Annotated in this window: 29 protein-coding genes; 17 read left to right on the forward strand and 12 right to left on the reverse strand. The window is 69.0% G+C overall.

What is annotated here, in order from left to right:
• Positions 1-5: 5 nt before the first annotated feature.
• Complete coding sequence (locus tag AC069I_RS08705; RefSeq protein ID WP_478265087.1) at positions 6-950, reverse strand: esterase/lipase family protein; 945 nt, start codon at positions 948-950, stop codon at positions 6-8.
• Between the two features lie 129 nt (positions 951-1,079).
• On the opposite strand from AC069I_RS08705, the gene AC069I_RS08710 reads away from it, so the two are divergent.
• The 7 genes from AC069I_RS08710 to AC069I_RS08740 all read left to right on the forward strand — a co-directional run bounded on the left by AC069I_RS08710 (position 1,080) and on the right by AC069I_RS08740 (position 5,442).
• Positions 1,080-1,241, forward strand: coding sequence for a Sp36 family protein (locus AC069I_RS08710; protein ID WP_005166970.1), 162 nt, complete (start codon positions 1,080-1,082; stop codon positions 1,239-1,241).
• A 12-nt stretch (positions 1,242-1,253) separates the two neighbouring features.
• Positions 1,254-1,709 carry a RidA family protein gene (locus tag AC069I_RS08715; RefSeq protein ID WP_125679755.1) on the forward strand — a complete coding sequence of 152 codons (456 nt, stop codon included), beginning with the start codon at positions 1,254-1,256 and terminating at the stop codon, positions 1,707-1,709.
• Positions 1,709-2,338, forward strand: a complete 630-nt coding sequence (locus AC069I_RS08720; RefSeq protein WP_016337887.1) for a hypothetical protein — start codon at positions 1,709-1,711, stop codon at positions 2,336-2,338. The genes AC069I_RS08715 and AC069I_RS08720 overlap by 1 nt, the downstream gene beginning before the upstream one ends.
• 38 nt (positions 2,339-2,376) lie before the next feature.
• Positions 2,377-3,525: a hypothetical protein gene (locus AC069I_RS08725; RefSeq protein WP_478234225.1), complete on the forward strand. Its 1,149-nt coding sequence runs from the start codon at positions 2,377-2,379 to the stop codon at positions 3,523-3,525.
• 89 nt (positions 3,526-3,614) lie between these two features.
• A complete protein-coding gene (locus AC069I_RS08730; protein WP_478265088.1) occupies positions 3,615-4,427 on the forward strand; it encodes an NUDIX hydrolase in 813 nt (270 codons plus the stop codon).
• Positions 4,424-5,194, forward strand: coding sequence for an MBL fold metallo-hydrolase (locus AC069I_RS08735; protein WP_478224351.1), 771 nt, complete (start codon positions 4,424-4,426; stop codon positions 5,192-5,194). Before AC069I_RS08730 ends, AC069I_RS08735 begins: the two co-directional genes overlap by 4 nt.
• On the forward strand, positions 5,191-5,442 hold the full coding sequence (locus tag AC069I_RS08740) for a glutaredoxin family protein (protein WP_034314716.1): 252 nt from the start codon (positions 5,191-5,193) through the stop codon (positions 5,440-5,442). Before AC069I_RS08735 ends, AC069I_RS08740 begins: the two co-directional genes overlap by 4 nt.
• Before the next feature lie 136 nt (positions 5,443-5,578).
• On the opposite strand, the gene dnaN is transcribed toward AC069I_RS08740, so the two are convergent.
• The 4 genes from dnaN to AC069I_RS08760 form a co-directional block, all read right to left on the reverse strand.
• Positions 5,579-6,643 carry a DNA polymerase III subunit beta gene (dnaN, locus tag AC069I_RS08745; RefSeq protein ID WP_478234223.1) on the reverse strand — a complete coding sequence of 355 codons (1,065 nt, stop codon included), beginning with the start codon at positions 6,641-6,643 and terminating at the stop codon, positions 5,579-5,581.
• A 9-nt stretch (positions 6,644-6,652) separates the two neighbouring features.
• Positions 6,653-7,915: an MFS transporter gene (locus AC069I_RS08750; protein ID WP_425342027.1), complete on the reverse strand. Its 1,263-nt coding sequence runs from the start codon at positions 7,913-7,915 to the stop codon at positions 6,653-6,655.
• A gap of 461 nt (positions 7,916-8,376) precedes the next feature.
• Positions 8,377-9,051 carry a Crp/Fnr family transcriptional regulator gene (locus AC069I_RS08755; protein WP_003081747.1) on the reverse strand — a complete coding sequence of 225 codons (675 nt, stop codon included), beginning with the start codon at positions 9,049-9,051 and terminating at the stop codon, positions 8,377-8,379.
• 160 nt (positions 9,052-9,211) lie between these two features.
• Positions 9,212-9,463, reverse strand: coding sequence for a hypothetical protein (locus AC069I_RS08760; protein WP_005166943.1), 252 nt, complete (start codon positions 9,461-9,463; stop codon positions 9,212-9,214).
• 237 nt (positions 9,464-9,700) lie between these two features.
• On the opposite strand from AC069I_RS08760, the gene nth reads away from it, so the two are divergent.
• The 4 genes from nth to AC069I_RS08780 are packed head-to-tail and all read left to right on the forward strand — an operon-like array spanning position 9,701 to position 12,872.
• On the forward strand, positions 9,701-10,384 hold the full coding sequence (gene nth / locus AC069I_RS08765; RefSeq protein WP_478224353.1) for an endonuclease III: 684 nt from the start codon (positions 9,701-9,703) through the stop codon (positions 10,382-10,384).
• On the forward strand, positions 10,381-10,977 hold the full coding sequence (locus tag AC069I_RS08770) for a TlpA family protein disulfide reductase (protein WP_478224354.1): 597 nt from the start codon (positions 10,381-10,383) through the stop codon (positions 10,975-10,977). Before nth ends, AC069I_RS08770 begins: the two co-directional genes overlap by 4 nt.
• Positions 10,974-11,681, forward strand: a complete 708-nt coding sequence (locus AC069I_RS08775; RefSeq protein ID WP_340685288.1) for an NUDIX hydrolase — start codon at positions 10,974-10,976, stop codon at positions 11,679-11,681. Before AC069I_RS08770 ends, AC069I_RS08775 begins: the two co-directional genes overlap by 4 nt.
• Before the next feature lie 6 nt (positions 11,682-11,687).
• Positions 11,688-12,872, forward strand: coding sequence for a MarP family serine protease (locus AC069I_RS08780; protein WP_478224355.1), 1,185 nt, complete (start codon positions 11,688-11,690; stop codon positions 12,870-12,872).
• Between the two features lie 90 nt (positions 12,873-12,962).
• Here the strand turns inward: AC069I_RS08780 and AC069I_RS08785 are convergent, their stop codons facing one another.
• Genes AC069I_RS08785 through nhaA form a run of 4 tightly spaced genes read right to left on the reverse strand, consistent with a single transcriptional unit; the run spans position 12,963 to position 16,057 of the window.
• Positions 12,963-13,379 (reverse strand): DnaJ family domain-containing protein, encoded by a 417-nt coding sequence (locus AC069I_RS08785; protein ID WP_478224356.1) that lies wholly within the window; start codon positions 13,377-13,379, stop codon positions 12,963-12,965.
• Positions 13,376-14,299: an alpha/beta fold hydrolase gene (locus AC069I_RS08790; protein ID WP_478265089.1), complete on the reverse strand. Its 924-nt coding sequence runs from the start codon at positions 14,297-14,299 to the stop codon at positions 13,376-13,378. The genes AC069I_RS08785 and AC069I_RS08790 overlap by 4 nt, the downstream gene beginning before the upstream one ends.
• 15 nt (positions 14,300-14,314) lie before the next feature.
• Complete coding sequence (locus tag AC069I_RS08795; RefSeq protein WP_478224469.1) at positions 14,315-14,809, reverse strand: phage holin family protein; 495 nt, start codon at positions 14,807-14,809, stop codon at positions 14,315-14,317.
• 51 nt (positions 14,810-14,860) lie between these two features.
• The gene (gene nhaA, locus AC069I_RS08800; RefSeq protein WP_478234220.1) at positions 14,861-16,057 is read right to left on the reverse strand and encodes a Na+/H+ antiporter NhaA; all 1,197 of its coding nucleotides are present in this window, start codon (positions 16,055-16,057) and stop codon (positions 14,861-14,863) included.
• A 208-nt stretch (positions 16,058-16,265) separates the two neighbouring features.
• Here nhaA and AC069I_RS08805 point away from each other — a divergent pair, with 208 nt between their 5' ends.
• Positions 16,266-17,726 carry a peptide MFS transporter gene (locus tag AC069I_RS08805; RefSeq protein ID WP_478265090.1) on the forward strand — a complete coding sequence of 487 codons (1,461 nt, stop codon included), beginning with the start codon at positions 16,266-16,268 and terminating at the stop codon, positions 17,724-17,726.
• Positions 17,727-17,808: 82 nt separating this feature from the next.
• On the opposite strand, the gene AC069I_RS08810 is transcribed toward AC069I_RS08805, so the two are convergent.
• On the reverse strand, positions 17,809-18,528 hold the full coding sequence (locus AC069I_RS08810) for a VIT1/CCC1 transporter family protein (protein WP_478265091.1): 720 nt from the start codon (positions 18,526-18,528) through the stop codon (positions 17,809-17,811).
• A gap of 111 nt (positions 18,529-18,639) precedes the next feature.
• Here AC069I_RS08810 and AC069I_RS08815 point away from each other — a divergent pair, with 111 nt between their 5' ends.
• The 3 genes from AC069I_RS08815 to AC069I_RS08825 are packed head-to-tail and all read left to right on the forward strand — an operon-like array spanning position 18,640 to position 19,872.
• A complete protein-coding gene (locus AC069I_RS08815; protein ID WP_478234219.1) occupies positions 18,640-19,092 on the forward strand; it encodes an AAA family ATPase in 453 nt (150 codons plus the stop codon).
• A 3-nt stretch (positions 19,093-19,095) separates the two neighbouring features.
• Entirely contained in the window at positions 19,096-19,314 is a 219-nt protein-coding gene (locus tag AC069I_RS08820) for a tRNA(His) guanylyltransferase Thg1 family protein (protein WP_478265092.1), read from the forward strand.
• A gap of 24 nt (positions 19,315-19,338) precedes the next feature.
• A complete protein-coding gene (locus tag AC069I_RS08825; RefSeq protein WP_478265093.1) occupies positions 19,339-19,872 on the forward strand; it encodes a tRNA(His) guanylyltransferase Thg1 family protein in 534 nt (177 codons plus the stop codon).
• Here AC069I_RS08825 and AC069I_RS08830 read toward each other — a convergent pair.
• Positions 19,836-20,516: a DUF2848 domain-containing protein gene (locus AC069I_RS08830; RefSeq protein WP_478234217.1), complete on the reverse strand. Its 681-nt coding sequence runs from the start codon at positions 20,514-20,516 to the stop codon at positions 19,836-19,838. The two genes, AC069I_RS08825 and AC069I_RS08830, sit on opposite strands and share 37 nt — an antisense overlap.
• A 107-nt stretch (positions 20,517-20,623) precedes the next feature.
• On the opposite strand from AC069I_RS08830, the gene AC069I_RS08835 reads away from it, so the two are divergent.
• Both AC069I_RS08835 and AC069I_RS08840 read left to right on the forward strand, forming a co-directional pair.
• Entirely contained in the window at positions 20,624-21,928 is a 1,305-nt protein-coding gene (locus AC069I_RS08835; protein ID WP_478224364.1) for an MFS transporter, read from the forward strand.
• Entirely contained in the window at positions 21,925-22,260 is a 336-nt protein-coding gene (locus AC069I_RS08840; protein ID WP_478265094.1) for a cupin domain-containing protein, read from the forward strand. Before AC069I_RS08835 ends, AC069I_RS08840 begins: the two co-directional genes overlap by 4 nt.
• Before the next feature lie 53 nt (positions 22,261-22,313).
• On the opposite strand, the gene AC069I_RS08845 is transcribed toward AC069I_RS08840, so the two are convergent.
• Positions 22,314-22,799 (reverse strand): DUF6319 family protein, encoded by a 486-nt coding sequence (locus AC069I_RS08845; protein WP_478265095.1) that lies wholly within the window; start codon positions 22,797-22,799, stop codon positions 22,314-22,316.
• Between the last annotated feature and the right edge of the window lie 122 nt (positions 22,800-22,921).

Here is a 22,921-nt window from a genome sequence, read left to right on the forward strand (position 1 = left end):
GTCGGTCAGCTCCCGATGGGGGTCGCGGGCACGCAGGGGACCGGCTTCGCGTGCGCCGGGTCCAGCGCGTTGAGGACATGCCCGGCCGCGTTGCGGTCGGCGGCGACCCCGGCGTGCTCGGCCAGGTCCAGCACGCAACTGTCCTGAAGCACGATGTTCTTCACGTTCGGCCCCTTGCCCATCCCGCTCGTGTACGGGACGACGGCCTCGTCGTACCGGGTCATGATGTTCGTGTAGGTCACGCCCGGCTGGAAGACGCCGTTGCCCGACCGCAGCTTCGTGAGGAATTCCGAGCCGCGCAGGAACTGGCGGCAGGAGCCGCAGAGCGGGTCGAGGATGCCGTTGAAGCCGGTCGCGAGCCCCAGCGCGCCGGAAAGCGCGTAGAGACGCGAGGCGCCGAACAGGGTCGTGCCGTCCCAGAGCGGGGTCAGGCTGACGTACTTGTCCACTTTGGACGCCCCGCCGAGGAACTTCACGTAATAGGAAGGCATCAGCGTGCCTTCGGAATGCCCGAGGAGGTCCACCTTGGCCGCGCCGGTCGCGCCGAGCACCTTGTCGACGAACGCCGAAAGCTCCTTCGCGCTCTGCTCCATCGGCAGGAGGCCGCCGGGCTGGTAGACCGGCAGCGGCTTCCCGGGGACCCCGTAGGTCAGGGAGAAGACGCAGTACCCGTTGTTCTTGAGCAGTGGGGCGAACGTCTGCCAGTTCACCGTCTGGTTGGCGCTCAGGCCGTGGGTGAGCACCACCGGATTCGGGTGGGCCTCGCCCGGACGGCAGCCGAAGTCGTTCGAGCCGGGCGGCGGGCCGCCGGGATTCGCCGCCTGCGCGGGCAGTGCCGCGGCGAGGGTCCACGGGACGGGGAGTTCCTCGGCGGCGTTCGCCGGTGAAGCGCAGATCAGGGCAAGGGCCGCGGCCAGGAAGGTGGCGGCGAGGGACTTCGTCGTCCGCATGTCGGCGTCCTATCTACTCCCGAGTAGGTGTGAAGTGAAACACATCGGCGGGAATTCGGCGAACCGGTCGCGAGAGGGTTTTCCGCATGTGTGTCGGGCGCGCTTGCCGGTTTGGCTACGCTCCCGGGCATGAGCGCCACCAAGTGGGAGTACGCGACCGTCCCCCTGTTGATCCACGCCACCAAGCAGATCCTCGACCAGTGGGGTGAGGACGGCTGGGAGCTCGTCACCGTGCTCCCGAACCCGACCGGCGAGCAGCACGTCGCCTACCTCAAACGAGCGAAGAACTGAGGGATTGAAGTCATGACCTGGAGCGATCGACTCGCCGAGCTCGGTATCGAGCTGCCAGCCGTCGCCGCCCCGCTGGCGGCTTACGTGCCCGCCGTCCGCACGGGTTCGCACGTCTACACGGCCGGGCAGCTGCCCTTCGTCTCCGGTGAGCTCGAAGCGACCGGCAAGGTCGGCGCCGAGGTCAGCCCCGAAGAGGCGAAGCAGTACGCGCGGACGTCGATCCTCAACGCCCTCGCCGCGGTCGACTCGGTCGTCGGCATCGACAACGTCGTGCGGGTGGTCAAGGTCGTCGGGTTCGTGGCGTCCGCGGAGGGCTTCACCGGTCAGCCCGCGGTGATCAACGGGGCGTCCGAGCTGCTCGGCGAGATCTTCGGCGAGGCGGGTATCCACGCCCGCTCGGCCGTCGGGGTCGCCGAGCTGCCGATCGGGGCGCCGGTCGAGATCGAACTGATCGTGGAGGTGAAGTGATGGACCCGGACATCGAACGGTCCTCGCACGAGCTCCTGCTCCGGCTGGCCGGACGGCTGCCGGACCAGCTCTTGTGGCGGTTCCGTGACTGGCTGGGCGAGGGCGCGATGGGCACGCTCGCGCGCACCCTGCCCAGGTCTTTGCTTAAGCACAGGATCGACCTGGATCAGACGGAGTATCGCCTGCTAGTCGCCGGACTCATCCCGCACGGAGCCGACTGGCATCAGGTGAGTTCCACCCTGGGGGTAGACGACGTCACCGAGACCAGGTACACATTCACGCAGAGTGCGCCCGAATGGGTGAACTCCGTCGACTCTGTGTCCGTATTGATCCACGCGACGTTGCGGGGACGGCCGGATGTGGGTGAAGTGCGGCAAAGCTGGCGACACCTCGGTGTGGTCGGCGAGGGTGGGGCGAAACGAGTCCTCCTGGTCACGGCGACGAACGGCCTGCCGAGGCTGACCGGCGAGCTGCAGCGCGTCCTGCGCGTGCTCGGTGACGAGGAGCCCGGCGTCGAGGTTCTCCCGCCGAGCATCGACCTCACCGGCTATCACCGCACCGCGCTCGCCAACTCCGAGCTGGTCTGTGTGGGCGCGGTGGACACCGGAAGTCGGCTGGTCGCCGCTTAACGCTCGCTCCACCAGGCGAGCCGGGAGGGAGCAGAGCAATGGTGGAGGTCCACGACGGCCCGCCCATGGACGGGTTCTCGGTGCCCCTGCGCCTGCACAACCTGTTACTGGCCCTGGCGGGTCGGATCGACGACAGTGCTTTGACCGAAGCGCGTGAGCTGATCGCGCGTGCGCACATCGACGAAGCGGTGGAGCTCACCACCGGCACCCTGATCGCGGGGAAGATCCCGGTGAGCTCGGCCGAACAGCGTGAACTCGCGCTCGTCCTCGAGATGAGCAGGTCCGACGCCACCCTGGCGAACGACCTGCTGGTCGTCGAGGAGGACGAGCCGGTGCTCACCCACCGGTTCACCGGCGAGAACCAGCCCGAATTCGGCCTCGCCGAGGCGCTCGACCGCACCCTGCAGGTGCTGCCGGACGTCCGGTCGGTGCACGCGGTGTGGCGGAACACGCCGGCGGGCAGCGTGCCCGGCGCGCTGCCGCAGCGGGTGGTCCTGGTCGAGATCGGCCCGGAGGGCAACCCGCCCGCGGTCGCGTTCCGCGTGGACACCGCGCTTCGCCGCGCGGGGATCCGTTCGGTCGTCGAGGTCGCGGGGCCCGGCGTCGCGCGGTCCGCGTACCACCAGGCCGCGTCGTCGGCCGCGAGTCCTGTCTGGGTCACCGGGAGTACTCACTCCAGTGACTTTCGGTCCGAGCCGGTGACCCCGCCGCCCGCTCCCAGCCCGGCTCCCGAGCCGGTCAAGGAGCAGCCGAGCAGGCACGGGCTGCGGCCGGTCAGCAGCAGTACTCACGAACCGGTCGAGCCGATCGCGCCGGTGGTGCCGATCGTGCAGCAGGCGCCCTCGGCGACGCCGTCGTCCTCGTCTTCGTCGGAGTCGGCACCGCCGCGCAAGTCGCGGGCGGAGACCCGCGCCGAGCGCACGGCCGACCTGACGCCCGCCGAGGTGGCGCAGCTGCGCCAGGCGCTCAAGGAGGACCCCGAAAAGGGCCGCGAGATCGCCACGGGCAAGCCGAGCATGCACGAGGTCGTCGAGCTGCCCGCTCTCGACCTCGACGACCCCAGCCTGAGCGAGCGCGACCGCGCGCTCCTGCGCGAGCTGCACGCCGAGCTCGCCGAACGGGAGCGCGCCGAAGCGGCGAAGATCCGGCTGAACGGTGCTTCGCGCAGCAGCGGCTGGTCTTCCTGACATGTTCTGAGCATTTCGTCCTCTGGATGCGGTGGTTGCACGCGCAACTACCGCATCCAGAGGACGAATTGCGATGTTAGGTTGCGAGGGTGGCTGAAGAACTGACATTCGACATCCCGGTGGGGGCCGGGGTGGGCACCCGCGCCAACGCCGACGGCGAGCCCGTGACGCCCAAGGACGCGGCGACCGTGATCCTCCTCCGGGACAGCGCCGACGGCGTCGAGGTCTTCCTGCAGCACCGGGTGAAGGGCATGCCGTTCGCCGGCGGGATGACCGTCTTCCCCGGCGGTGGCGTGGATTCCCGCGATGTCGACACCTCCGTCAGCTGGGCGGGCCCGGAGCCGGCGTGGTGGGCTGAACGCTTCGGCTGCGACGAATCGCTCGCCCGCGCCCTGGTGTGCGCGGCCGTGCGGGAGACGTTCGAGGAGTCGGGCGTGCTGCTCGCGAGCCTCGGGGACACCGTCGTCACCGACACGACGCCCTACCACGGCGCCCGCGCGAAGCTGATCTCCCGGGAACTCTCACTCGCCGCGTTCCTCGAAGCCAACGGCCTGACGCTGCGCGCGGATCTCCTGCGCCCGTGGGCGAACTGGGTCACCCCGCCGCAGGAACCGCGCCGCTACGACACCTGCTTCTTCGTCGCCGTGCTGCCCGAGGGACAGGAGGCGGACGGCGCCACCTCCGAGGCCGTCAGCTCCGGCTGGCAGCGGCCCGCCGAGGCCATCGCCGATGCCAAGGAAGGGCGCCGCATGCTCATGCCACCGACCTGGATCACGCTCGCGGAACTGGGCGAATTCGACTCGGCGGCCGCGGCGCAGGCCGTCGAGCGCGAGATTTCGAAGATCATGCCGACGCTGGTGCGCGAAGGCGACAAGGTCCGCGTCGTCCTGGACCCGGCATGAGCGCCCCCGCGTACGGCGTGCTGCGCCAGGTGACGCCGACGGCTTCCGTGCTGCTGGAGCACAACCCGTCGTCGATGACCTTGGAGGGCACCAATTCCTGGGTGCTGCGCGGACCGGGTGCGGCCGGTTCCGTGGTCGTCGACCCCGGGCACGAGGACATCGAACATCTGACGCTGCTGGCGGAAACCGGCGCCGTCGCGCTGATCGTCCTGACCCACCACCACCCCGACCACGCCGAGGGCGCGCCCTGGTTCGCCGAGCGCGTCGGCGCCCCGGTGCGGGCCTTCGACGAGTCGCTCTGCGTCGGCGGGAAGTCCCTTGTTGACGGTGAGGTGATCGAGGCCGCCGGTCTCCGGCTGTCGGTGCTGCACACGCCCGGCCACACCGGCGACTCGATCTGCTTGGTGTCCGACGGGCAGATCCTGACCGGTGACACCATCCTCGGCCGCGGCACCACCGTGCTGCACGACCTCGGCGACTACCTGCGCTCGCTGCGGAAACTCATCGGCCTGCCCGGCGGCACCACCGGTCTGCCGGGGCACGGCCCCGAACTGCCCGACCTGGCCGCGACCGCGCGCGAATACCTGGCACACCGGGAAGAACGGCTGGACCAGGTGCGTTCGGCACTGGAGAAGCTCGGCGCGGACGCCACCCCGCGCCAGGTGGTCGAGGTCGTCTACGCCGACGTCGACAAGGCTCTGTGGGCGCCCGCGGAGTGGAGTGTGCAGGCACAGTTGGACTACCTGAGGTCGGAGGACGGCGAATGAGTGACGTCGAGGTCGAGTTCTACTGGCGCCCCGGATGCGGGTTCTGCGCCGCGCTGGAACGGCCGCTGTCGAAGAGCGGCTTCAAGGTGAAGCGGGTCAACATCTGGGAGGACCCGGACGCCGCCGCGCGGGTGCGTTCGGTGGCGAACGGGAACGAGGTCGTGCCGACGGTCTTCGTGGGCTCGAAGGCGATGGTGAATCCTTCGTTCGGTGAGATCGAGGCCGCCGTGAAGGCCGCGTCCGCCTAGGTCGCCAAATGCCATGAAAGGTCCTTTCCTTGCAAAATTCGCAAGGAAAGGACCTTTCATGGCGTTCGGCAGGGGTGACCGCGTCGAGTTTGGGGCGCCGAGGTGGCGTTGCGGCATAGGTCCCTTGTGGACAGTGTCAGCGCGCCAGCATCGGCATCACGTAGTACGTCAGCTCCACATCGCCAGGCTCCACCGCCCGGATGACGCAGGCCCGCATCCCGGGCTGGATCTCGAGCCGCACCCGTTCCCCGGCGAAACCCTGCAGCGCGTCCAGCAGGTAGCGCGCCTGGAACGACGGTGACGTCCGGCCGCCCGAAACCTCGGCCTTCAACGTCTCCTCGGCCTCCCCGGTGTCCTGCTTCGAGCTGGCCAGCCGCAGATGTGAGTCGCCGACCTCCAGCGTCAGCACCCGGCGATCGTCCGCGTAGACACCAACCCGGCGCACGGCGGCGGCCAGCGCGTCGGCGGCGACCTCGACCGTTGTATCCACAGTGGACGAGTCGATCAGCTTCTCCGACAGGAATCCCGCGTCGAGTACGGCGGTGGTGACGGTGACTCCCGCCCAGCTCAGCCCGAAGCGGGTCTTGTCGCCGTGCAGGCCGACGACGCCGCGTGCCTGCTTCCCCGTCTCCGCGAGCAGGCCTGCCGGGACAAGCGCGTCGATCGGCTCGCCTTCGGACCGCAGCGGAAGGGTGGCCACGGCCATCCGGTACCGGTCGGACGCCGTCAGCCGCAGCTCGCGGCTGAAGCTCTGCACGCGGACACCGGTGAACATGGGCAGCGCGTCGTCCTTGGCCGCCGTGCCCGCGACGGTGCGCAACGCGGTCACCAGTGCGTGACCGTCCACTTCGGACACTTTGGGCGGCATGTCCGGGAGGTTCAGTTCGCGGCTCAGCAGCGGAAGCGCGTAACGGCCGCCCTCGACCCGCACGGCCAGCCGCGAACCCTCGACGACCAGGCGTACCAGGTCGTCTTCGAGCATCCGCAGCGTTTCCGCGAGCGGCCCGGCCGGGACGAGGACCTCGCCGTCGGTGTGGACCATGGCGTCACTGGTCAGGCGGACCGCCCGTTCACCGTCGCTGCCGCAGACGGTCAGCCCATCCTTCCCGGCGCGCAGGAGCAGGCCGGAGCGGGCCGTGAGCAGCCGGGCGGCGGCGGAAACGGCGGACGAGAGGGAGCGGGTGGCGGCAGTCAGGTCCATGCCCGCAAGCTAGCGGGCGGCACCGACAAGTTCGGGGGCCTCGGCGACGGCTCCGGCCGGCTGCGGGCGGAAGGTGCCGCGCAGCAGCCACACCACCGCGGCGAGCGCGAACCCGACACCGCCGGCGGCGAGGAACGCCGCTTCGTGCCCGGCGTGCTCGACGAGGTAGCCGCTGATCGACTGCCCGAACGCGAGACCGAGGGTCACCGCGGTGAGCACCCAGCCGAACGCCTCGGCCGCCGTGCCCTTCGGCGCGGCGATCTCGATGGCCGCCGAATGCGTCGTCGACTGCGGCGTGATGAGCGCGCCCGCGGCGAGCATGGCGAGCGCGAGGCCCCAGAGCGAGCCGGGCAGCGCGAGCAGCGCCACCAGCGCGCCGAATCCGGCCAGCAGCACCGGCAGCCGCAAGCCCATCTGACGTGGCCATGGGCGCAGGCTGTACGCGACCCCGAACGCGACCGAACTGACCGACCAGGCCGAGAGCAGCAGGCCGCCGATGGAGGTGTTCCCCGCCTCGGTGGCGGCCGCCGGGACGGCGACCTCGACGAATCCGATCACGGCACCGAAGCCCAGCGCGGCGACCGCGAGCGTGCGCATTCCGGGGCTGGCCAGCGCGCCGAGCAGTTTGCCGCCCGACGAAGGCGACGGACCCCAGGCGCGCACGGTCGGGCTCAGCGCGAACAGCACCGCGCCCGCGATCATGGTCAGCGAGCCGGTCACGATCCCGGTGCCCGCCCACGGCGCGGCGATCAGCAGCCCCGCGAACCCGGGTCCGAGGATGAAGAAGACCTCCATGCTGATGGCCTCGTAGGAGAACGCGGCGTTCCGCGTCGGCCCGGCGGGCAGCAGCCGTGTCCACAGCGCGCGCGAGGCCGAACCGACCATCGGTTCCGTGATCCCGGTGCCGAAGGCGAGCGGGACCAGCACGAGAGTCGGCGCGTGCGCCTCGATCGCGAGCACCAGCGCGGTCATCGCCAGCGCGAAAAACACCGTGGTGGTCAGCAGCGGCCTTGTCGGCCCGAAGCGGTCGATGAGCCGTCCCTGCACGACCGCGCCCACGGAGACGCCCACCAGCGACCCGGCCGACACCAGCCCGGCCGCGGCGAAGGAGCCCGTCTCGCGCTGGACGTAGAGCAGTGCGGAGATGCCGATCATCGCGATCGGCAGGCGGGCGAGCAGGGACGCGATCACCGCCCCGCGGGATCCGGGCGCGGTCAGCGCGGCTCGGTAGTCGGCGAGGGAGGTGCGGTGGCTCTCGGCGGAAGCGGACACAGACTGGGACACGCGTACCAGTATGAACTACTTTGGTACGCTAGTACCAGATCTGCGGCGGTAAGTTTGGTCACCACCGGATTCGGGTATTACGGACCTTGAATCGCCCTGGTTCGTCACGATCAGGTAACAGTCGGTCGATTCTGGGTCATTCGGGGCAACAAATCGACGCGTTTGGCGTCCTTGAGAGTGAAAGAACTTGAGTTCACGGCCGACGGCCGTGGATGGTTGTACGACAATCACACAGTCTCCAGCTCCCTCCGGCGTACGGGTCGGGGCCTTGTTCCGGAGGGCGGGGAGCGCGGATCGTCGGGGGATGATCCGCGCACAGCGAAGAGCCGGTGCGCCACGTCGGGGGTGGCGCCCGGCTCTTCGTTGTGTTCGGCACCAGGCGCAATGAAGGGGCCTTTCATCGCGAAATTTGCGATGAAAGGCCCCTTCATTGCACGTGAAGCGGGGTCCTAGCGGGCGCGGCGGGCCAGGCGCTCCGGGTCCAGGATCAGCACGCTCTTGCCTTCGAGCCGCAGCCAGCCGCGGTGCGCGAAGTCGGCGAGAGCCTTGTTGACGGTCTCGCGCGAAGCGCCGACGTACTGGGCGATCTCTTCCTGCGTCAGGTCGTGCGTGACCCGCAGCAGACCGGCCTCCTGGCTGCCGAAGCGCTGCGCCAGCTGCAGCAGCGCACGCGCCACGCGTCCGGGGACGTCGGTGAAGATCAGCTCGGCGACCATGTTGTTCGTCCGGCGCAGCCTACGGGCGACCACGCGCAGTAGCTGCTCGGCGATCTCCGGGCGGGTGGAGATCCACTGCCGCAGCGCCGGGCGGTCCATCGTCACCGCACGGACCTCGGTCACGGTCGTCGCGCTGGACGTCCGCGGGCCGGGGTCGAAAATGGACAGCTCGCCGAACATGTCGGACGGGCCGAAGATGCCCAGCAGGTTCTCCCGGCCGTCGGGTGACTTGCGGCCGATCTTCACCTTGCCGGACTGGATGATGTAAAGCTTGTCGCCGGGTTCACCCTCGTTGAAGATGACATGCCCGCGAGGGAACTCCACGGATTCCAAGGTCTGTGCCAGCGCCTCGGCGGCTGCCGGCTCAACACCCTGGAAAATGCCCGCTCGGGCCAGGGTTTCGTCCACCTCGGGTGCCTCCTCATCGAGATACGACGTCGATCCTCATCCTGCCGAGGACCGTGTCGTCGATCACTTTTCGCGTCAGTCTAGGTCGTGCGCGCGAGATCGCTCGTCGGCACGCCGAACGTGCGCGCGGCCCGGGAACGATCTCGCTCGAACGTGGAGCCTAACTCCGCACGCGTCGCGCGCGAAGCCTGGCCGCCTTCCCGCCCAGCCTGCGCAGCCGGAAAAGCTCGAGCGCGCGCCCGATGCCGTGCCCGTAAAGGGCCCTGACCTCGTTGGGCTGAGCCTGCTCGAGGAACTCCTCGACCTCGTTCTCCTGCACCGCGACGTGCTTGAGCCTGGTCTCCACGCGTTCCATGAACAGCGCGAAGAACATGATCACCAGGGGCACCAGGATGACGAACCAGACGGTCATGAGCCCTGCCCAGGGAATTCCGAAAAGTTGTGCATTACTCCAGATCCTCGCTCATGGCGTCCTCGATCGAAGCGCCGAGGTGGTGCTCTGGCGTGTCGGCCGTCGACCGGCGGGTGCTCCCACTGGCTCGTCCGATGGCGCCCGTAGGCTATCGGGGTGCCTCCTGCCCCCACCAATGCCCCCCGTGCGGGGGGCAAGGGTGAAAGCCGGCTCGCGTTGGTGAGACGCGCCAGGCGGATGAAGCGTTGCCTCGACGACGAGTTCCCGGACGCGCACTGTGAGCTTGACTTCACCACTCCGCTCGAATTGCTGGTCGCGGTCGTGCTTTCGGCGCAGACCACCGACGTCCGCGTGAACCAGGTCACGCCCGCGCTCTTCGCCCGCTACCGGACGGCCGCCGATTACGCCGGCGCCGACCGCGCCGAACTCGAGGAGTACCTCCGGCCGACGGGGTTCTTCCGTGCGAAGGCGAACTCGCTGATGGGCCTGGGCGCGGCGCTGGTGGAGCGCTACAACGGCGAAGTGCCCGGCAAGCTGAAGGACCTCGTCACGCTGCCGGGTGTCGGCCGCAAGACGGCCAACGTCGTGCTCGGCGACGCCTTCGGGGTTCCCGGGATCACCGTCGACACCCATTTCGGCCGTCTCGTCCGCCGCTGGGGCTGGACCGAGGAGGAGGACCCGGTCAAGGTCGAGCACGCCGTCGGCGAGCTGATCCCGCGCAAGGAGTGGACGCTCCTCTCACACCGGACGATCTTCCACGGCCGCCGCGTGTGCCACGCCCGTAAACCCGCCTGTGGCGCCTGCCCGCTGGCCAAGATGTGCCCCTCGTACGGAATCGGCCCGACGGGGTTCGAAGAGGCCGCGAAGCTGGTCAAGGGCGAAGAACGCGAGCACATCCTGGAACTGGCGGCCGTCCGGTGACCAGGGTCACCAAACTGGCCCTCGGGGCCGCCGTGCTGGTGGTGGCCCTGATCGTCGCGCTGCTCACGACGCGTGACGGCCAGGCGCCCGCCAAGACGTCGGGGGATCTCACGGCCGCGCGGGCGAAGGCCGCGCTCGCCCCCTGTCCGCCGCCTGGGCCGGGCGAAGTGGCGAAGCTGCGCGGAGTCGATGTCGAATGCCTCGGCGACGGCTCGCGGGTCGACCTCGCCAAGGTGGTCTCGGGTGGTCCCGTACTGGTCAACCTGTGGGCGTCGTGGTGCGAGCCGTGCCGCGCCGAACTGCCGTTGCTCCAGCAGTACGCCGCGCTGCCCGGTGCCGCGCGCGTGCTCCTCGTCCAGGTCGCGAGCTCCGGGGCCGACGGGCTCGCGATGCTGAGCGAACTGGGTGTCCGGTTGCCGTCGGTGTTCGACGGTGACGGTCAGTCGGGGCCGGTGCGGACGGCACTGAAGGTCCCTTCCTCCCTCCCCGCGACGTACCTGGTCACGGCGGGTGGCGACGTCCGGCTCATCGAGAACCCACGCGTCTTCCTGAACACTGACCAGGTGCGCGCCGCTGTGGAAGGGACACCATGACCGGCCCCCTCGTGGACCCGGAGGACGTGCCCGCCTGGTTGCAGCCGCTGGTCAAGATCAGCGGCGAGGTCGGCGCGGACGCGTTCAGCCGGTTCAGCGTGCCGAGGGACGCGACCTACCGGTCCGCGTCCGTCCTGATGCTCTTCGGCGAGGGCCCGCGGGGGCCCGACGTCCTGCTCCAGCGCCGCGCCGACACACTCGGCTCGCACGCCGGGCAGGTCAGCTTCCCGGGCGGGGGCGCCGAGCCGGATGACGGTGGGCCGGTCGGCACCGCGTTGCGCGAGGCGGAGGAGGAGACCGGCGTCGAACCCTCCGGCGTGCTGCCCATGGCGGTCTTCCCGGAACTGTTCGTGCCGGTGTCGAGCTTCGCCGTGACGCCGGTGCTCGCCTACTGGCGGACACCGTCGCCGGTGCACGCGGTCGATCCCGGCGAGACCGCGGCGGTGGCCAGGGTGCCGATCGCCGAGCTCACCGACCCGGCCAACCGGTTCCAGGTCAAACGCGAGGGTTACGACTGGAAGGGGCCCGCGTTCGACGTCGGCGGGATGTTCGTCTGGGGGTTCACGGGCGGCCTGCTGGCGATGACGTTGTCGCTCGGCGGCTGGGAACGGGACTGGGACCACGGCGATGTCCGGGAGCTTGACGTAGCGTTGGCCGAACATCAGGCGCGGGTCGACGGGCGGCAAGTGCCGGAGAAGGAGTAGGCGCCGGTGAACTGGGTCGACGTACTGGTGATCCTCCTCGCGCTGCTGGCGGGCGTGTCCGGCGCGTTCCAGGGGGTGATCATCGCCCTCCCCTCGCTGGTCGGGGTGGTGCTCGGAGCGCTCGCGGGGATCAAGATCGCGCCGCTGGTCGTCGAACTCTTCCAGCATCCGGCGGCGAAGGTCGCCTTCGCGGTGGCCACCGTGGTGTTCCTGGTCGCGCTCGGCGAGACCCTCGGTGTCTGGGCAGGCCGGAAGCTGCGGCAGAAGATCAACCCGGACAAGCTTTCCGGTGTCGACAAGACGCTCGGCGCGGTGGTGCAGGCCGCCGTGGTGTTCGTGGTCGCGTGGTTGATCGCGACGCCACTGACGGCCGTCTCGGGTGTGCCAGGGCTGGCGAAGTCGATCAACAGCTCGGTGGTGCTGGGCGGCGTCAACGACGTGATGCCGGAAGCGGCGCAGGGCTTTCCGAGCGAACTGCGCAAACTGCTGGACGCGTCCGGCTTCCCGTCCATTGTGGACCCGTTCCAGAAGCCGAACGTCCAGGACACCAGCCCGCCGGACACCGCGCTGCAGGCGAGCGCGATCGTCAAACAGGTGCACCGCAGTGTCGTGAAGATCCGCGGCAACGCGACTTCGTGCTCGCGGGCGCTGGAAGGCAGCGGATTCGTCGTCGCGCCGCAGCGCGTGATGACGAACGCGCACGTCGTCGCGGGGACCGACGAGGTCGCCATCGAATCGACTTCGGGCAAGTTCCCGGCCAGGGTCGTCTACTTCGACCCCGAGGCCGACGTGGCCGTGCTCGCGGTGCCGAGGCTCCAGGCGCCGGTGCTGCCGTTCACGCCGCGGGTCGCGCGGGCCGGCGACAACGCGATCGTGCTCGGCTACCCGCTCGACGGCCCGTACACCGCGACGCCCGCCAGAGTGCGCGGCCGGATCAACCTGCGCGGACCGGACATCTACGAGGCCAACACCGTGCAGCGGGACGTGTTCACCGTGCGCGGGCAGGTGCGCAGCGGTAACTCGGGCGGGCCGATGATCAACCCCGAAGGCGAGGTCATCGGAGTCGTCTTCGGCGCGGCCGTCGAGGATCCGGAGACCGGCTTCACGCTGACGTCGGAGCAGGTGCGGCCGGTGGTGGAGACGGCTCCCGCGCTGAGCGCGAACACGTCGACGGGGCCCTGCGCCAACTAGCCCACTCACTCGCTCGCCGGTGCAATGAAAGGTCCTTTCCTTGCGAAATTTGCAAGGAAAGGACCTTTCATTGCACGCGCGAGGGGCTGGTCAGGCGTTCGGAGAGAGGCCTTCGCGCCACGAAGCGACGGTCTCGTCCACGTCCAGCGGCCGTGCCCGCAGCACCGGACCTCCGGCCGGACGCCGGTGCTCGGCGCGGATCCGTTCGTTCAGGTCCTCGACGATCTCCCGCACCCGTGCCTCCCGGCGCACCTTCGCCAAGGTGTCCGGCAGGTCGTCCAGCTCCTTCGCGATCGCCAGCGACGGCGGCAGGAGCGCCGAGACGTCGTGCCCTTCGGCGCGCACCTTGTTCACCACCCAGGCCAGCGCGGTGTCCTTGCCGTCCGTTTTCGGCAGCGGCTTCCCCGCGCCGGGCAGGTCGTCGAACTCGCCCTTCGCCTCCGCGGCGCTGATCTGCCGGTCCACCCAGGACTCGAACGACACGCCCGTCGGTTTGCGCTCGGTCATGTTTCCAAGATACGGAAGAAGTCCAGCAGCGCGGCCGACGTGCGCTCCGGGGCCTCCAGATGCGGGAAGTGCCCGATCCCGGGCCAGCGCTCGAGGCGGGCGTCCGGGGCCCAGCGACGTGACGCCGCCGCGGTGTCGGGCAGGACGCACCGATCCTCCTCGCCGTGTAGCTGCAGCACACGGGGAGCGAAGCGGCCTCGCAGTGCTTCGCTGAATCGGCGTCCTTCGCCGCGGAACTGTGCGCGGAACGCCCATCGGTAGTACTCGAGCGCGCTGTGCGGCACCCCCTGCACGAGCATCGCCTGCCGGAACGCGCGCACGGTCTCGGAGAAGTCCGGTGTGTCCGTCCACTGTGGACCGGACCAGGCGTGGAAGAGTTCCTCGACGGCGAGCGCGTCGTCCTTGACCAGCCACTTTTCCGGCGCCATCGGCACCTGGAAGCGGAACAGATGTCCCGAAGCGCGCAACTGCCCCGGCCGCCGGATGGACCGGCGCAACGCCAGCGGATGCGCGCCGCCCAGCACGCTGACCGACGACACCAGCCGCGGGTGCAGCGCGCCGACCGTCCACGCGAGCATGCCGCCCCAGGCATGCCCGACGAGATGGGCCTTGCGCGCGCCGAGCGACTTGATCAGCCCGCCGACGTCGCCCGCGAGAGTCCAGGCGTCGTAGCCGCGCGGGGGTTTGTCCGAGTCGCCGTACCCGCGCAGATCGACCGCGACCGCGCGGAAACCGGCGTCGGCGAGCGCCTTCAGCTGGTGATGCCAGGTCCACCAGAACTCGGCGAACCCGTGCAACAGCAGGACCACCGGCCCGTCACCGAGTTCGGCGACGTGCAGCCGGATGCCGTTCGCCGAGACGTCACGATGGGTCCACGGACCGTCGATCCGGACGATCGACGGATCCGGTGTCGCCTGCACCGACTCGAAAACTTCTCAGTCGCGGTTCGCGGGCGCGTCGTCATGACGCGGCTTGAACGCGGCGGCGGTGTCCTTGAAGCTGTTGATCGTGCGCTCCGGCGCCTTGATCTTCTTCACCTTGCGATAGCCGAGGAAGCCCGCGGCCGCCGTCGCGACGAGCATCAGCCCGAACACGATCGCGAACGCCGCCCAGCGCATCAGCCACTCCGACAGCAGTTCGCCGAGGAAGAAAAAGAAGAAGAACGAGCTGTACAGGCCGATGACCAGCGCGACCAGGAAGAAGATGGCGCCCTTGAGGCCCTTCTTCGCCTCCGCGACGACTTCGGATTTGGCCAGCTCGACCTCGGCGCGGATCAGCGTCGAGACGTGCTGTGTGGCATCGCCGACGAGTTTCCCGAGGGACTGCTCGCTCGCTACCACGTCGTCATCGCTCGACAGGGGGAGGTAGGGCACGGCCCCCACGCCGTCGGGGCCGGTACGTTCGTGCTTGGGGCTGCTCACACCGGCCATCGTGCCACGTGCCCCGATCACGGGCGCGACGGACCGGCGAGTGTCGCGTTCTCAATCCTCGCGCGCGTGCACGCGGCTGCGGTGCAGCAGCATCCCGGCGCCCGCCAGAGAGGCGACCGCCGAGGCGATCAAGACCGCCATCTTGGCTTGGTCCACGGCTTCGCCGTCGAGCGCGAGATCGGCGATCAGCAGGCTGACGGTGAACCCGACGCCGCCGAGCATCGACAGTGCCCCGATGTCACGCCAGCCCATACCCCTGGGTTTCTCCGCGAGTTTGAACTTCACCGCGAGCAGGCTGGCACCGAAGATCCCGAGCAGCTTCCCGCCGACCAGCCCGATCAGCACGGCCAGCGGCAACGCCGTGGTGAACACCGCGCTGAGCGATTCGCTGTCCACTGTGATCCCGGCCGCGAACAGCGCGAACAACGGCACCGCGACCGCGGCCGACCACGGCTGCAACCGGTGTTCGAGCCGGATCGCGGGCGCGTGCTCCTCGCCCTCGTCGGCGCGGACGCGGGTGAGCAGGCCGAGCGCGACACCGGCGATGGTGGCGTGGATGCCGGCCGAGTGCACCGCGATCCAGGTGATCAAGGCCAGCGGCACGTAGATCCAGGCGCTGCGGACGCGGCGTTTCTGCAGGTAGGCGTACAGCGCGAGCGCGACGACGGCGACGCCCGCGGCGACGAGGTCGAATTTCGCGGTGAACAGGATCGCGATGACGAGGATCGCGCCGAGGTCGTCCACCACCGCGAGCGAGAGCAGGAAGACACGGGCGCTGCTCGGCAGGTTCGACGCGGTCAGAGCCAGGACGCCCAGCGCGAAGGCGATGTCCGTGGCGACCGGGATGGCCCACGCGCGTTCGATGCCCGGCGCTCCCCAGCCGACCGCGAGCGCGACCAGCGCCGGGACGACCATGCCGCCGATCGCGGCGACCACCGGCAGGATCGCCTGCTTGAACCGCGAAAGTTCACCGACCACGAGTTCGCGTTTGAGTTCGAGCCCGGCGACGAAGAAGAACAACGCGAGCAGGCCGTCCTTCGCCCAGTCGCCGATCGTCAGATTCAGGTGGAGGAATTCGGGGCCCAGCCGGAAATCGCGGATCGCGCGATAAAGGTCGTCGATGGGCGAATTGGCCCAAATGAGGGCGATCGCGGTGGCGCCGAGCAGGATCATCCCGCCGGTCGTCTCCGTGCGCAGGTAGCGGGTGAACTCTGCGACGGCTTTCGCGGGGCGGGTGGGGCCGGACAAGGCATCCTCCGGGTTTCGGCAACGACGAATACTGTTGCCGACCAGACTTCCCGGCGCACCTTGACGCGATTTTAATGCCTCAAGCTGCGGAAATCCCGCCTTCATGACAGCTGCCACAGAGATCATGCGGACGTCGGTGTCCCGTCCACATAGTGGGCTTCTAGCATGTCAACCGGAAACCGACAACGATGTCTTCACTAAGGACGGCATGGTGAGTACCTCTACCGAGGTCCAGCGGGACACGAGGTTTTTCGGGCACCCACGAGGGCTCGCGAACCTCTTCGGCGTCGAGATGTGGGAGCGTTTCTCGTTCTACGGGATGCTCGGCATCCTCCCGATCTACCTCTACTACGAAGTCAGCCAGGGCGGCCTGGCGCTGCCGAAGGCCTCCGCGCTCGGCATCGTCGGCGCGTACGGCGGCATGGTCTACCTGTCGGCGGTGATCGGCGCCTGGGTCGCGGACCGGGTGCTCGGCTCGGAACGCACGCTGTTCTACAGCGCGATCCTGATCATGATCGGCCACATCAGCCTCGCCGTCCTGCCCGGTCTGGCCGGTATCGGTGTCGGTCTCGTCTGCGTGGCCGTCGGCAGCGGCGGGCTGAAGTCCAACGCCACCGCCATCGTCGGGACGCTGTACGCGCCAGGCGACGAGCGACGTGACGGCGGCTTCACGATCTTCTACATGGGCGTGAACGTCGGTGGCTTCGTCGGCCCGCTGCTGACCGGGCTCGCGCAGAGCGAGATCGGTTTCCACGTCGGCTTCGGGCTCGCCGCGTTCGGTATGGCGCTCGGCCTGATCCAGTACACGATCGGCCGCAAGAACCTCGGCGAGAAGGCGAGCGAGGTCCCCAACCCGCTGCCCGCGTCGCAGCGACCGCTGGTCTTCGGTGGCACCGCGGCAGGTGTCGCCGCGATCGTGCTGCTCGTGGTCTTCGGCGTGATCAACCCGGCGAACCTGGTCGACGTCGTCGTCTGGGCCGTCGCGGTCATCTCGGTGATCTACTTCGTGGTGATCATCAGCAGCAAGAAGATCACCGCCGACGAACGCAGCCGGGTGTACTCGTTCATCCCGATGTTCATCGCGAGCGCCGCGTTCTTCTCGCTGTACCAGCAGCAGTTCACCGTGGTCGCGGCCTACACCGACGAACGCCTGAACCGGACGATCTTCGGCTGGGAGATGCCGGTGGCGTGGGTCAACTCGATCAACCCGGTGTTCATCATCCTGTTCGCGCCGGTGATCGCGGCGGTCTGGACGAAACTCGGCTCGCGGCAGCCGTCGTCGCCGATCAAGTTCGTACTCGGCACGGTCACCATGGGCGTGGCGTTCCTGCTGTTCCTCCCGATGGTCGGCAGCGGCAAGAACGCGAGCCCGCTGCTCGCGCTGGCCGGCATCCTGTTCGTGTTCACCATGGCGGAACTGATGCTTTCGCCGGTCGGTCTCTCGCTGTCGACCAAACTCGCGCCGGAGGCGTTCCGGACGCAGATGGTGGCGCTGAACTTCCTGTCCATCTCGCTCGGTACGGCGATGTCCGGAAAGCTCGCCGAGTTCTACACGGTGGACGACGAAGCGCCGTACTTCAGCATCGTCGGCGGGGTGGCCATCGTGGTCGGTGTGGCGCTCCTGGTGGCTACGCCGATGATCCGCAAGCTGATGAAGGGCGTTCACTGACGCGCTTCGCTGTCCAGATGGTCGTGAGTGGCGATTCGGGTTCTAACCCGAATCGCCACTCACGACCCCAGCGCGCGACCGCTTACGCCACGTTCGTCCCGAACAGCACACCGACGTAGTAGGTCACCAGCATCGTCAGCGCACCGACGCCGACGTTCCGCGCGATCGCGCGGCCCACGCGGGCGTCGCCGAGTTTCGCGCTGATGAACCCGGTCAGCGCCAGCCCGGCCACGACCGCCGACGCGCACGCCCAGACCCGCGCCGAGGTCTGCGTCCACACGATCGCCAGCAGCGGCAGGAGCGCGCCGACGGTGAACGCCACCAGTGACGCCCACGCCGCCTGCCATGGGCTGGTCAGATTGTCCGGATCGATGCCGAGTTCGGCTTCGGCGTGCGCCTGCAGCGCGTCCTTTTCGGTCAGTTCGCGGGCGACCTCGGCGGCGAGTTCCGGGGAAAGCCCCTTCTCCTCGTAGATTTCCGCGAGTTCCCGTTCTTCGGCCTCGGGCATCTCTTTCAGTTCGCGCTTTTCCAGCCGCAACTGGGCGCGTTCGGTGTCGCGCTGTGTGCTCACGGAGACGTATTCGCCGCCCGCCATGGAAAGCGCGCCCGCGACCAGTCCCGCGATTCCCGCGGTGGCGATCGCGGTGGAGTCGGTGGTCGCGCCCGCGACGCCGACCACGATGCCCGCCACCGAGACGATCCCGTCGTTCGCGCCGAGAACCCCGGCGCGCAACCAGTTCAGCTTGCCGCCGAGGTCCGCGTGCGGTTCGTGCGGATGTGAAGTCGATACGGTATCGGTCACCTTTTCAGTGAAACACAAAGAACGGTATCCGGCGAGCGAAGACCGTTTCGGTAAATAGAGGCAATCCTTATTGACTATTGCCTTACCTAACCCATCGGGTACGTTGCGTCCGTGGCCGAGGTGGTGATCCTGATCGGGCTCCAGGCAGCCGGGAAGACGACGTTCTTCCGCCGGGAGTTCGCGGCGACGCACGTCCACGTCAGCAAGGACACCTTCCCCAACGCCCGGCGGCCGCAGGCCCGGCAGCTGCGGATGCTGGCCGAAGCGCTCGAGGGCGGCCGTTCGGTGGTCGTGGACAACACCAACCCCTCGCCGGAGGAATGGGCGCCGTTGGTCGAAGTCGCCAGGCGGTACGGCGCGCGGGTCCTCGGATACTGGTTCCCGCCGGATCTCGAAGGCTCCCAAGAGCGCAACGGCCGCCGGAAAGGGAAAACCCGGGTGCCCGACGTCGGTCTGTATGCGACGCTGAAACGCCTCAGGCGCCCGAGCGCCGAAGACGGTTTCGACGAGCTGTACACCGTCGGTTTCGACGGCGAAGGCGGTTTCGTCGTCGAGCGGGAGTGAACCATGGACGCCGGTGATTTCGAGGCGCGGCAACGGGAACGGGAGTGGTTCCACGGGCTGACCGTGCCGCCGGGAGCCTGGACGGTGCTCCGCGTCGACGGCCGGGGTTTCTCGAAGTTCACCGAAGCGCGGTTCGAGAAGCCGTTCGATCCCCGGTTCGCCGACTGTATGGCCGAGGCGGCGGGCGCCTTGCTGTCGGAGTTCGCTTCGCCTTACGTATAAACGGAAAGCGACGAGATCTCGCTCGTGCTAGCCCCGTCCGCCGACCTCTTCGGCCGGGGTGTCGAGAAGCTCGTGTCGATCTCCGCCGGCGTCGCCTCGGCCGCGTTCACCCACGCGGCCGGGGTACCCGCGCACTTCGACGGCCGCGTTTGGCTCGGCACGACGGCGGAGGACGTCGTCGACTACTTCTCCTGGCGCCAGGCGGACGCGGCCCGATGCGCGCTCAACGGCTGGTGCTACTGGATCCTCCGCAAGGCGGGGAAATCGGCGAGCGAGGCCGGAGCCGTCCTCGACGGCGCCGGCGTCTCCGAGAAGAACGAGCTGCTCTTCGCGCACGGCGTCAACTTCGCCGAAGTCCCCGCCTGGCAACGGCGCGGCGTCGGGCTGTACTGGGAGTCCTACGAGCGCACCGGATTCGATCCGGTGCGGGAGATCGAGGTCTCCGCGACCCGCCGCCGCGTCCGCGTGGAACGCGAGCTTCCGATGAAGGACGAGTACCGGGCCTTCCTCGGCGAGCTGCTTCAGCCGATCGGTTCGGGCAGCCGTCGCACGGTGTAGGCGAGTTCGATCGTCTCGCCGGTCGCCGGGTCGCCCAGTTCCACGCGCCAGGAGTCGGCGAACTGGTCGACGCCGTGCACCATCGGGATCGTCCCCGAGATCAACACGGTGCCCGGGGCGTGGAGGTCACGCTCGCGCAGCACGTCCAGCCAGTACGACGGCGGCAGCAGTTCCGCGAGCTTTCCTTGCTGGATAAGGTTTTCCCCGGCCCAGGCGGACAGCGTGAGGTCGTCGAGCCGGTCCTGGACGTCGACGAGCCGCCACGCCTTGGCGGCGAGGACGTCGGGGCCGGCGTTCTTGCTCCACGCGACGCCGTGCGCTTCGAGCGCGCGGTCGGTGTGGTCGCAGGCGGCGGTCAGGAGGACGTCCTCGGGCGCGGGGCCGGTGATGACGATGGCCCATTCGGCCTCGCCGGAGGTCCGCTCGTGCTGCACCGGGACCTCGTCGGTCTGGGTCGCCAGGTACGGCGCGACGGGGTAGAGCGCCGGGATCACCGAAGGCGCGGGGACGCCGAGTTCGGCAAGTTCGGCCACGTGGGCGGCGACGTCCTCCTGGCTGCGACCGGCGTATCCGGCGTTCAGCAGCGTGTGGACCTCGGTCCGCCGCTCCTGGCCGCCGGGAAGGGTGAAACGCAGCTCAGGCATCTGTCCTCCGAGATTGGGGGTTGCGCATACAGCTTGTATACAAGGAGTATATCCGCAATTCAACCCCTCCCGGCGGGGTTGCGGATCTCCTACGGACGGATGTGGACATGACCTCACCAGCCGGTGACCGGCGTTCGTTGCACAAGGCCTTCGCGGCCAGCCTCTCGGGAACAGCGCTCGAGTGGTACGACTTCGCGGCCTACTCGGTGGCGGCCGCGACGATCTTCGGGAATCTCTTCTTCCCCTCGGAAGACCAGCTCGCGAGCACGATGGCGGCGTTCTCCACCTACGCCGTCGGCTACCTCGCCCGGCCGCTCGGCGGGTTCCTGTTCGGCCGCCTCGGCGACGTGCTCGGCCGCAAGCGCATCCTGGTCATGACGCTCGTGCTCACCGGGGTGGCGACGTTCCTCATCGGTGTCCTGCCCACTTACGAGACCATCGGCGGCTTCGCGGCGGTGCTGCTCGTGGCGCTGCGGTTCGCGCAGGGTGTCGGCATCGGCGGCGAGTGGGGTGGCGCCGTCCTGCTCTCGAGTGAGTTCGGCGATCCGAACAAACGCGGTTTCTGGGCCTCCGCCGCCCAGATCGGCCCGCCCGCGGGCAACCTGCTCGCCAACGGCGTCCTCGCCGTGCTGGCCGGACTGCTCACCGAGGACCAGTTCAACAGCTGGGGCTGGCGGATCGCGTTCCTGCTCTCCGGCGCGCTGGTCGGGTTCGGCCTGTGGATCCGGCTCAAGCTGGAGGAGACCCCGGTCTTCAAGCAGATCCAGGAGCGCGGCGAACGTCCGTCGGCGCCGATCTCCGAGGTCTTCCGCACCGAACGCCGCGCGCTGGTCGCGGCCGTGCTGATCCGTGTCTGTCCGGACGTGTTGTACGCGCTGTTCACCGTCTTCGTCCTCACGTACGTCACCACGCACACCGATCTCTCGCGCGGCGCCGGCCTGGCCGCGGTGATGATCGGTTCGGCGTTCCAGCTGGTGCTGATGCCGCTGTTCGGCGCGCTCTCGGACCGCGTCTCGCGGCGCAAGATGTACCTGATCGCGACCATCGCCGCCGGGATCTGGCCGTTCGTGTTCTTCCCGATGGTCAGCGGCGGTTCGTTCCTCATGCTGGCGATCGGGATCGTGCTCGCGCTCGTCATCCACGCGGCGCTCTACGGGCCGCAGGCCGCGCTCGTCACCGAGCAGTTCTCGCCGCGCCTGCGTTACACCGGCAGCTCGCTGGCGTACACCCTGGCGGGCGTGATCGGCGGGGCTCCCGCGCCGCTGCTGTTCACGGCGCTGCTGGCCGGTTTCGACACCTGGCTCGCGATCGGAGGCTACTTGCTCGTGACGGCGGTGGTGACCATCATCGGTGTCGTGCTCGCCCGTGACCCGGACCGCGAGGAGGCGGCTGCCATGGAGCCCGTGCGATGACCTGGACGACCATGTCCACAGTGGAGGGTCTGCCGCTGATCGGCGGACAGGGCAGGTTCCGCACGCTCGCCACGGCGGAAGGCGGGCTGGCGTACGAGATCGCCTGCCCGGCGGGCGTCGCTTCTCCCGTGCACAGCCACGATCACGACAGCATCGTGTACCTGGTTTCGGGTTCGCTGCGCGGCACGCTCGGCGGCCGGGAAGTGACCCTCGAAGCGGGCGGCACGATCGTCCACCCGCGCGGCGTCCAGCACAGCGTCGAGGCCATTGTGGACAGTCAGTGGGTCGAATTCAAGACGCCGCTGCCCACGCGGGCACCGATCGCGGAATGAAAAACCGGGGCGGACACTGATTTCCAGCGTCCGCCCCGGTCGGGAGGAAAGTCTTACGCGTCCAGCTCGGCCAGCGCCAGCTTCGCCTTCTCCAGCTCGGCTTCGAGCTGGGCGACCTTCGCGGCCTGCAGCTCGCGGGCGGCGTTGATGACCTCGTCGATCGGGCCCGACAGGTCGGCGTGCAGTTCCTTGGCGGCGCGGGACACGGCCGCGGCCGGGATCTCCAGGCCCTTCGTGACCCACTTGCTGCCGTTCTTGAGCTCGGCCTGCCACTCGCCGTCGGCGGTGCCGGTGACCGTGAGGGTCAGCTCGACGGTGCGGGTCTTCTTCGCCGTCGTGGCGACCTTCGGCCGGCCACGCTTGGGCTTGGGGGACTCCACCGTGTTTTCGTCGGTGGGGGTCTCCGGGGTTTCCGGAGTCTCGGTCTTCGCCTCCGCCGGGGCTTCGGCCGTCTCCGCCTGCGGCGTCGAGTCGACGGGCGCTTCGGTAGCCGCTTCTTCGGACACGGCGTCAGTGCGTGTCAAGGCATCCACGGTCATCGTCGGTGTCGTCTCCTTGCCCGGGTATGGGGTGGTACCCGGCACATCCTAGAACAGGCGTTCGAGTGACGCGAACCGGGGTGTGGTAGGCGTGTCGCGTGCGAGGAAAGGTCCTTTCCTCG

The sequence above is a fragment of the Amycolatopsis sp. NPDC043885 genome, assembly GCF_056435685.1.